Below are 10,060 nucleotides of genomic sequence, written 5' to 3' on the forward strand. Positions count from 1 at the left end.
AAGTCCATGTACTCCCTCCTGTTACATTTTGATTCCCATTGATAGTAACGCTACCCACTTGTGCAAATAAATCTGAGGAGAAGCCACTGGTCAGTACGAAAAAGACGCAAGTCCAGCAAAGCAATAGCTTTCGGGGGGGGTAAACCCCTGATTTTTAACTGTTTGAATCATTTTAATTTAAGAATTTTGTTTGAAAAAAATAGAATAGTAAAAGCCTGAGAAGTTTAAAGTGAAGATTAGTTTTTGAGTGTTCGCCAAAGTACAAATTTTACAATGAATACTTTTAAAGCAAAATCTTTGTCAGTACGTATGAGTAAAAACTATCGTTGCAAGGAAGGGAAAAGGCAGGAAAAAAAAAAAATAGTTTCTTTTGCTTGGCTGAATTGTACTTTGCAAAGATAGCCAATATCCAGATTCCCTCCAAAAAAAGCCACTGCAAATACCTTGCAGTGGAGAAGGATGTAAAAGGGCTTGCTTCACTCAAAGCGAAGCAAGCCCTTTTTCAAAATATACTATCAAATCAACTATTGTTACATATAGTTAGCGTCATTGTTCTTCTTTAGACGAATAATGCGTAACTTATTCATTAGCAATATAATAGGGTAGGCAGGGTCAAACTCATGCCATCTGATGCCAAAATTGGCTCTGCCGCCAAACTTGTGGTGATTGTTGTGATAACTTTCGCCAAACATCAAGAAATCAAAGGGAAGGAGATTTTTTGCAGTATCTTTTAGCTTAAAATTGGTGTAGCCAAATTTATGAGCAAACCAGTTGATAATAGCCCCGTGAACAGGTCCCATGATGAAGTGAATAGGTAACAGAAGGTACATCCACCACTCCGTAGCAAAAAACACATAGAAAATTACATAAGCTACCCCCCAACCTATGCGGGAAAGCCAATTATCTCCCAATCTTTCCATAAAGCCCCAGTGAGGAATATTGCGTTTGAATCTTTCTTCTATCTGCTCTTTTCCTTTGAGAATGCTGTTGTAAATATTTTTTGTTTTCCACATCATAACAAAAAGATTTTCTGAATATTTGGGCGAGTGAGGGTCTTGCTCTGTATCGGCGTAGGCGTGATGTAAGCGATGCAGGATGCCGTACACATAAGGGCTAAGAAAAGAAGAACCCTGAAAGAGCCAAGTAATCACATAAAAAAACTTTTCCCAAAATTTACTCATCGTAAACATTTGGTGGGAAGCATAGCGGTGTAAGAAAAATGTTTGTGCAAATAGCGATAAGTACCAATGAGATACAAAGAAAATGGATACTGCCATAATTAAAAAACGAAAATTAAATAATTGGAATACTTAAAAATTAAGGTGTAAAAATAATGCAAACAAGTCAATAAATGCCTCCTTTATAAAAAAAAAACTGTAAGGTTTTTGCCTTACAGTTCAAAATTAACTTCTTTCTATTTGGCTATGTTTCTTATTTTTCAGTTTTAATGATTGATACCTAAGATTATATCTGTCTTATTTTTTATATCAGATTACCTATACTCTTTCTCTTAAATTATTTTTACAGTTAATCGATAATGAAATAATACTCAGTATTCCCTCTGGTCATCAATTTTTCTGCCCCCACAGGTAAATCAGAAGTACGTACTTTCCCATCAGAAACCTTGGTTTCTAAGATAATCTGACCTTCTGCATTAACTACGACTACCTTCTCAATTTTACTTTCTAAAACTTTTAATGGATTTTCATATTTCTGAGAATAGAACTCGTCTATTTCCTCTATGAAATCAATCTCAGCCTTTGACAAAGTAGCCTCGGGTTTTTTCTTGACTTCCTTAATAGGAGTTGGCTTCTTAGGCTTATCGCTTTTAACCAAAGTATCAAGACCATTTGCAAACAAGTTGTTTACTAAAATCATAGCAAATATTACGGATAAAACAATTGACTTTTTCATGTTAATTTAAGTATTTAAGTTTTTGTATAATTAATTTGATTACGCATGATTATATGCTAAGCATGTGCCAAAAAATATAAATAATTGATTATTAATATGATAAAAATTTATGAGTAAATAAAAGTATGATAAAAGTGTTCATTCTTATTTTATGAAGTGTTCATTTTTGATACAATTATTTAACTACATCAAAAAAAACTTACATAGTTTACCCAACACCTTGAATTTTCTTCTCCAAAAATGCTAAAAATCGTACTTTTGGAGTCAAAAAGTATAACTTTACAAAATCCATGAAAAAAATATATTTCTTCCTGACTATCAGCCTTTTTCTCTTCAGTACTATCTTTGCCCAAAATCTCATCAAAGGCAAAGTCATCGACCAAACCAATGGAGAGCCTATTGCCAACGCAGTTATCAAAGTCAAAAACACAGAAATTCAAACCATCACTGACGCTAAAGGTGAGTTTGAAATTAACAGTGAGCAATTATCAATCAACAACCAGAAATTAACAACTAACAACCAACAAGAAACCACTAACAAAAGACCAGCAACTAACAACCAACAACTAATAATTACCCACCTGACCTACGAAAGCCAAGAAGTAGAAATCAAAGCCAATCAAAGTTTTTATCTCATTGCTTTACAGGCAAATACTACCCAACTTGGAGAAGTTATCGTTTCTGCTTACCAAAATAATCAAAAGTTTTTAGACGTAGCAGGAGCAGTTTCCGTCATTACTGCCAAAGAACTACATAGAGATAATGACATAAGTATTTCTAATGCAATGAATAGAATATCAGGAATTTATATGCATGCAGGGACTTTTACGACCAATCGAGTTACCATTCGTGGCATCGGTTCGCGCTCGCTTTTTGGCACAAACAAAGTCAGGGCGTATTTTAATGATATTCCGCTTACTTCGGGCGACGGCGAAACGAGCATAGAGGACATAGATTTGAGCCTGATAGACAGAGTAGAAATTTTAAAAGGTACAAATTCAAGTATTTATGGAGCAGGATTAGGAGGAACGGTGCTACTTCATGCCCAAAAAGCAGATTTTAGCAAGACTTCTTTGAGTTCAGATTTTTTTGTAGGCTCTTTTGGACTAAGGCGCAATGTAGTGAGTTTTAAGACGGGCGATGCCAATGGAAATTTTAACTTGACCTATACTAATTTTCATACAAACGGCTACCGAGAAAATAACCAAACTGACCGCCAATCTATCGGACTGACGGGGCAGTTTGCAAGTGGCGAAAAAACAACGATTGCTATATTAGCCAATTACATCAAACTCAAAGCCTTTATTCCAAGTTCCATTGATTTTAATACTTTTAAAAACAATCCTCGTGCCGCCGCACCTACTTGGCTAAGAAGCAAGGGCTATGAAGATTACCAAAAAGGCTTGTTTGGCGTTTCTATTGCTCACCAACTCACTGATAATTTGCAAAATACGCTGAGTTTGTTTAGCGCTTTTCGCAACTCTGACGAGCCAAGACCTTTTAATTTTTTGAGAGAAAAATCTTTTTCTTATGGTTTTAGGAATCGCCTGAATTTTTCTCCTCAAATCAAGGATTTCAAGCCTATTTTTATGCTTGGCACGGAGTATTTTAGCGAGTTTTATGCTTGGGGAACTTACCAAAACAACAACCAAATCTTGGGCAATGCCCTCAGCGACCAAGAGGAAAAACGCAACTATCTCAATATTTTTGCCCAAGCGGATTTGCCTCTGACTCAGAAAATGATGTTTTCTTTAGGTTTAAACTTGAATGATACTGACTATCGATATATTGACCTTTTTGTAGGTGATGGGAAAAATCTTTCTGGGAATTACGGATTTAAAAAAATGATTTCTCCACGATTGGCGATAAACTATAAACTCACTGAAAAGCAATCTATTCATGCAAATCTAAGTCATGGTTTTTCTCCGCCTACTCTGAGCGAAACCCTCCTGCCCTCTGGGGCTATCAATCCTAATATTCAACCCGAGGACGGCTATACTTATGAAATTGGGAGCAGGGGTAATCTATTGAAAAACAAGTTATTCTATGACATTGCGATTTACTCTATGCAAATCCGCAACTTGTTGGTAGCTCGCCGTACAGGGGACGATGCCTTTGTAGGGGTGAATGCAGGAAAAACTCAACACAACGGCTTGGAAATCAATCTGAACTACCAAGCTATCCAAAATGAGAAAGCCTTTGTTTCGCATCTTTTCTTTTTTACCAATTATACCTTGGCAGATTACAAATTCAAGGAATTTATAGACGGCAACAACAATTTTTCTGGCAATATGCTTACAGGTACGCCTAAAAATACTTTTAATGCGGGCGTAGATGCCAATAGCCGCTTAGGATTTTACACCAACTTAAATTTTCAGTTTGTAGATAGAATGCCTATTTTGGACAATAATACGCTCTTTTCTGAGGCTTATCAAGTCGCAAATGCAAAGTTGGGTTGGCAGAAGAAGTTATTTAATCAGCTTAAAATCAATATTTTTACTTATATCAATAATCTTTTTGATGTCAAGTATGCTTCTATGATTTTGATAAATGCGGCTGGAACGCCGACTGCTCCCCCACGCTACTATTATCCTGCCCTGCCGAGGAACTACACTTGGGGAATAAGCCTAAAATGGGAATGGTAATAGGTACAAAAAAAGACTTATTGCTTGCTTTTCTGGTTTAAAATCCTAACTTAGAGGTGTTTTTTCCTACTTTATCATTTTTCATGCGTCTAAGAGCAAGTTTATTTTTATTTTTTTCTTTAAAAATAGTGGCAATTGCTTTGGCTTTTCAAACAAAAAGCCAAACCGATAGTCTTATAGCTTGTTTAAAAAAGTATGAAAACCAACAAGATACCCAATATGTAAACCTGCTGAACCTCTTGGCTTTTGAGCTTAGGAATACAGACAACCAAAAAGCCTTAGCTTATGGATTGGAAGCAGAGAAGTTAGCAGAAAAACTCAATTATACCAAAGGGCTAATGAAAGCTAAAAGTCATTTGGGCTGGATTTTCTATCGTAGAGATGATACGCAAAACTCTTTTTCTTATGCTACTCAAGCCCTGCAAATGGCAGAAAAGTTAGGCGATATAGAAGAGCAGATTAATAATCTCAATACCATTGGCACAACTTTTAGCGACCAAAAAGAGTATGACCTCTCTATCAAGCACTTGCAAGAGGCTATTCAACTGAGTAATGCTAACAAATTCCCTTACCTGTACTCCCGCTCTTACAACAATCTGGCGTATGCTTACATAGAAAAAAATGAACTTGATTCCGCACTTTTCTATACAGAAAAAGCCATTGAAATAGGGAAAAATAATAATTTCCCTTATACAACAGGCTTTGCTCTAAGGAATTTGGGCGATATTTATGTAAAAAAACAAAAATACGAAAAAGCCTTAGAAGCATACCAACAAGTAGTCAGCTATGCCAAAGAATACGAGAATAACTTTATGCTCATTAGCACTTATACAAAAATTGCCTCTATTTACTTTCAAACTAAGCAAGACAAACCCAGCCTCGAGTATTTATTCAAAAGTATTGAGATAGGTAAAAAGTACTATTTCCCTTACGAACTTCATGTTGCTTACAGGCTTTTGAGCGATTTATACCAGAGAAAGCAAGATATAAAAAACGCATTTTACTACCAAAACCTTTATATCCAGTTGAGGGATTCTATCTACCAAATAGAGAAACAAACCTATCTTGTTGAAAATGAATTTTCTAAAAAAGAGAAACAAACACTAAGTGAAGAAAACATTACTAAGCAAGCAGAAATTATAAAAAAAAATACTTGGCTCGTAGTAACTCTTTTTTTACTTTTTGCCACAACAATATTTGCTCTTTTACTTTTCAGAAATATGAATCAGAAAAAAGAGGCTTATAAAATTGTTCTCCGACAACGCAATGAAATAGCAGCGCAAAACGAGAAAATTACACAGCAAACTAAGCATCTTCAGCAACTCAATCAGACCAAAGACAAGATTTTAGCTATCATAGGTCATGATTTTAGAAGTCCTATTGCCAGCTTACAAAACTCATTAGAACTATTTGAAAATCAAAATATTGACACTGAGAATATGCTTCGCATTGCTAAAGAATTGGGTAAAAATATTGGTATTGTGCAAAATACCTTAGATAGCCTGCTTCATTGGGCTTATGCACAAATGGACGGTTTGCGGACTCAAAAGGAAGTATTTGATATTCAAAAAGTAATCATGGAATTGCATAAGTTTTTTGCCTTAGATTTGCTTAAAAAGGATATTGCCTTAGACTGCCAAGTAACGCCTCATACGCTCGTTTATGCCGACCCCGACCAAGTAATACTTATCTTGCGAAATCTTATTGCCAATGCGATTAAATTTACCCCTAAAAACGGAAAAATTACCCTTTGGACAAAGGAAAAACAAGAGGAGAGGCTTATTTGCGTGAGTGATACAGGCATAGGCATAGACAAAGAAAAAATCAAGACGCTTTTTGTAATAGATAAATCGACTTCTACCAAAGGTACAGAAGGAGAAAAAGGTACAGGACTTGGCTTACTACTGTGCAAGGAATTTGTAGAAAAAAATGGTGGAACTATTTGGGTAGAAAGCGAAATTGGTGTAGGAACAGATTTTTACTTTACCTTACCTTTACCTGTTCAGAAAGAAATACTTAGTACTGAAATGGATAAATCCCCTCTAACCTTGCAAGACATAGCATGAAAATCAAAGAAATTTTTATCAAAAGTATTGTCATCATCTTTTTAGGGTGGTTTATCATTTTCTTAGATGAGTATTTTTTCCCTAAATCTATCTATGCAGAAGTCATCATTCCCATAGTTGCTCTTTTCAAGGTCATTTTTTTCGTATATCAATCTTATTATATCGTGATGAAAGTCATAGAGCATAATGTTTCTTATCATCGCTTTCTTATCATTACTACGATTAATATTTTCTTCATTATTTGCTCATTTGCCGTAGATTATGCATCTATCTATCATATAAATCCTGCGAGCTTTGAAGGGGTCAATACGGATTTTTCTTTGGGAGAAATCATTTTTGAGTGGTTTTATTTTAGCGTTTTGAATTATACCAATTTCGGGTATGGCGAGATTTTACCTAAGACGATTCCCTCCAAATCTTTGGTAATGATGCAAGATTTGATTTCTTTTATGACTATTCTCTATGTACTGACTGATTTTGTAACCTTGAAGCAATCCATAGAAGAATCCAATTTTATGAAAAAAAGAAAAGAAAAACCTGCTATTATAAGCAAAGGGAAGCACGATTAGATAACGTAATGATGCTAAAATACATCTAAAGATTTTATACTCCTTTTTTCCTATACATAAACCAATACATCAGAGGGATAAAAGAAACAGAAATCAGTGTGCCTAAAAGCATACCTCCAATTACAGAGAGCGCAAGTGGAATCTGCAATTCTGCTCCCAAACCTGATGAGAACAAAGTAGGAGTTAAGCCTAAAATCGTGGTCAGAGAAGTCATCAGTTGGGCTTTGAGCCGTCGCTTGCCCGCTAACTTGATTGCTTCCATAAGGGAGTGCGTTTCCCTGCTTTTGTTCATGGTATCTATTTTTAGGATAGAATCGTTATCTACTATGCCTATCAGTACGACCATGCCTATAGCAGACATCACATTGAGAGAGTTCCCTGCTAAAAACAGCATTAGCATAGAGCCTGTTAGCCCAAAAACTACGGCAATCATTACGATAAAGGGTTGTAAGAGCGACTCAAACTGGGCGGCAAGAATGAAAAATAACAAGCCAATCGCCACTAAAATCACAACAGTTAGCTCTTTGATAAAGGCAAGATTTCGGAAGTAACTCCCTGAGAAAGTAAGGCTTAAATTCCCATCCTCTTGAGCTATTTTTTGGATAACGGCTTGACTTTCTGCGATTTTCTCTGCATCAATATCAAAACTGAAAGGGATAAAGTCGCCTTCACTTGCAGAGAAAAAGGACTTGTAGTCTTGTTGGGTGCTGACCCGAATGAGGTGAGTTAAGTAAATATTTTGACCTTTGCTGTTCTGTACAGTAGCTTTCTGCAAAAGCGTATTGATTTCTTGCTCTTCTCCACCCAAAACAATCGGAATGTAGCGTTGTTCTGCTTTTAAGTTGCCTAAATTGTTCTCATTAAATAGTGTTTTTAGGGTAGTGAAGACTCTTTCGTACTCTACTTCATAGAGTAGGAGTTTTTCTTTTAGAATTTCAATCTGTAAACGACTTTGCAAAGAGGGAAACTCTGTATAAAGCCCTTTTTTACTTAGATTTTGATACACATTTTCCATGCGGGCAGGGGTGGGTACCTCTGCTTCTTGGTTGTTGGTAAAGCGAGCGACCAAGGGGGCTTGGGTGGTGTTAAAAAGTTGTTCGAAGATATTTTTAGCCGCAGAAAAACTCACATTGGCTTTTGGAAAATCTTGCTTAAAAAGAGTTTGCAGTTTGGCTTGTAAGTCAAAGAAAGTTTGATTATCCCCTACTTTTATGGAAAGTAAGGTTTCATTAAAGTTTTGCTGGAGTTCGCGATTGAGCAAAAATTGTTGTTGCCCTATGAAAGCACTTGTATAAAGTAGTTTTCCCTCAAAATTTGACAGTCCCTTGTTAATTTTTGAGATTCTTGCTTCGTTTTCTTCCACAGTAATCGCTTCGTTCCAATCTATTTTTGCCTCCAATTCTGTTCGGCTAATGTCAGGCATTCCTTGCTTAGGAATGGAAAAAGAAAGAAATATAGCTAAAAAAATCAAACTTACAAAAAAGCCAATGGAAACTACTTTTCGCTTAAAAATGAAAGTCATAAGCCAATAATACCCTTTTTCTACTTGGCGCATGAAAAAAGAAGGTGGCTTTGGAATATAGCTTTTTTGATGAAAGTAAAACAGCCTATATAACACAGGAATAAGGGTAAAAGAAGAAAGCAGAGAAATGCCCAAAGCCAGCGAAACAGAGAGGGCTTGGTCTAAAAATAAAGCACCTGCTACCCCACTGATGAATACCAGAGGCAGAAAGACCGCAGAATTGGTCAAGATAGAAGTAAACAAGGGCATCATTACTTCGTTAGTACCTGCAATACAAGCATCATCTAAGGTGTAACCGTTTTCTCTAAACTGCTCTATGTTTTCTATCACGATAATTGCACTGTCGACTACCATGCCTATCCCCAACACCAAACCAGCTAAGGAAACCACATTGATGGAAATGCCAAAAAGATAGAAAAACAAAAAAGTAACTATCAGCGAAACAGGAATGGTAACGCCAATCAAAACAGGAGCTTTGAAATCACCTAAGAAAAAGAAAATCACCACAAAAGCACAAAAGCCTCCTACCAATAAGTTAGAAATGAGGTTGTTAATAGATAAGTCCAAGAGTTCGGTTTGGTCTTGGCTGATGTGAAACTCTAATTGGGGATAGTCTTTTTCAAACTCTTTGCTTAGGCTTTGCAAGGTTTTTCGCAGTTGCAAGAGTTGGGCATCGGCTTGTTTGATAACTGACATGACTACAGCCCGCTTGCCGTTGTAGGTATAAAAACCACGCAATTTTTGTGGTCTTAGCTGAACAGTAGCTACCTCTTTGATTTGCAAAATACGGTTTTCCCCTACTTTAAAATACACATTTTCAATATCTTCCTTGCTGCGAAGCACAGAGTTAAAGCGAATGTTGTACTGGTACTGTCCATCTTTGACGGTAAGGTTGCCTAACTCTATATTATTTCTCTGAAGAATTTGCGAAAGCGTCTGCTCGTTCATGCCCAAACTCAATAGCTTGCCTTGGTCAGGGATAATCACCATTTCTGGCAAAGAAAGCCCACTCAGGTCGACTAAGGCGACCTCGTCCAACTGCTCTAAACGCCTTTTGAGCACATTTTCACAAAATTCGCTGAGAGAGAGGAAGTTGGATTCATTTTTAGCCCCACTCCGTCCTTCCCCAGAGGAGGGGGAGTTAGCCGACTTATAACTTACATTGAGATTGAATACAGGAATATCGGAAGCACTTGCTTTGATGACTTTGGGGCGGGGCATATCGCGCGGCAAGCTACCCATCAGTGCATCTATTTTCTCATTGGTTTCTATGTAAGCAAGGTTAATGTTTGTGCCGTAGTCAAAAGATAGCTTGATGACAGCTAAGCCATCTCTGCTTTCTGC

At 36.6% G+C, this 10,060-nt stretch carries 6 protein-coding genes; 3 read left to right on the plus strand and 3 right to left on the minus strand.

Annotated features, from left to right (window positions below):
* Window positions 1-530: 530 nt before the first annotated feature.
* Complete coding sequence (locus BM141_RS21455) at window positions 531-1,277, minus strand: acyl-CoA desaturase (protein ID WP_091549499.1); 747 nt, start codon at window positions 1,275-1,277, stop codon at window positions 531-533.
* Window positions 1,278-1,527: 250 nt separating this feature from the next.
* Window positions 1,528-1,914 (minus strand): hypothetical protein, encoded by a 387-nt coding sequence (locus BM141_RS21460; RefSeq protein WP_143091061.1) that lies wholly within the window; start codon window positions 1,912-1,914, stop codon window positions 1,528-1,530.
* Between the two features lie 290 nt (window positions 1,915-2,204).
* Here BM141_RS21460 and BM141_RS21465 point away from each other — a divergent pair, with 290 nt between their 5' ends.
* The 3 genes from BM141_RS21465 to BM141_RS21475 are packed head-to-tail and all read left to right on the plus strand — an operon-like array spanning window position 2,205 to window position 7,194.
* Window positions 2,205-4,559: a TonB-dependent receptor gene (locus BM141_RS21465; protein ID WP_091549501.1), complete on the plus strand. Its 2,355-nt coding sequence runs from the start codon at window positions 2,205-2,207 to the stop codon at window positions 4,557-4,559.
* A 56-nt stretch (window positions 4,560-4,615) separates the two neighbouring features.
* Window positions 4,616-6,625, plus strand: a complete 2,010-nt coding sequence (locus BM141_RS21470; protein WP_221407733.1) for a tetratricopeptide repeat-containing sensor histidine kinase — start codon at window positions 4,616-4,618, stop codon at window positions 6,623-6,625.
* Window positions 6,622-7,194 (plus strand): ion channel, encoded by a 573-nt coding sequence (locus tag BM141_RS21475; protein WP_091549503.1) that lies wholly within the window; start codon window positions 6,622-6,624, stop codon window positions 7,192-7,194. Before BM141_RS21470 ends, BM141_RS21475 begins: the two co-directional genes overlap by 4 nt.
* A gap of 34 nt (window positions 7,195-7,228) precedes the next feature.
* Here the strand turns inward: BM141_RS21475 and BM141_RS21480 are convergent.
* On the minus strand, window positions 7,229-10,060 hold a 2,832-nt coding region (locus tag BM141_RS21480; RefSeq protein WP_091549504.1), incomplete at its 5' end, for an efflux RND transporter permease subunit.

It is taken from the genome of Thermoflexibacter ruber (assembly GCF_900113045.1).
Classification (GTDB): domain Bacteria; phylum Bacteroidota; class Bacteroidia; order Cytophagales; family Thermoflexibacteraceae; genus Thermoflexibacter; species Thermoflexibacter ruber.

What these genes read in the sequence shown, in the direction of transcription:
- BM141_RS21465 (WP_091549501.1), top strand. Translation starts at nt 2,205, where the DNA reads ATGAAAAAAATATATTTCTTCCTGACTATCAGCCTTTTTCTCTTCAGT.
- BM141_RS21455 (WP_091549499.1), bottom strand. Translation starts at nt 1,277, where the DNA reads ATGGCAGTATCCATTTTCTTTGTATCTCATTGGTACTTATCGCTATTT.
- BM141_RS21475 (WP_091549503.1), top strand. Translation starts at nt 6,622, where the DNA reads ATGAAAATCAAAGAAATTTTTATCAAAAGTATTGTCATCATCTTTTTA.
- BM141_RS21460 (WP_143091061.1), bottom strand. Translation starts at nt 1,914, where the DNA reads ATGAAAAAGTCAATTGTTTTATCCGTAATATTTGCTATGATTTTAGTA.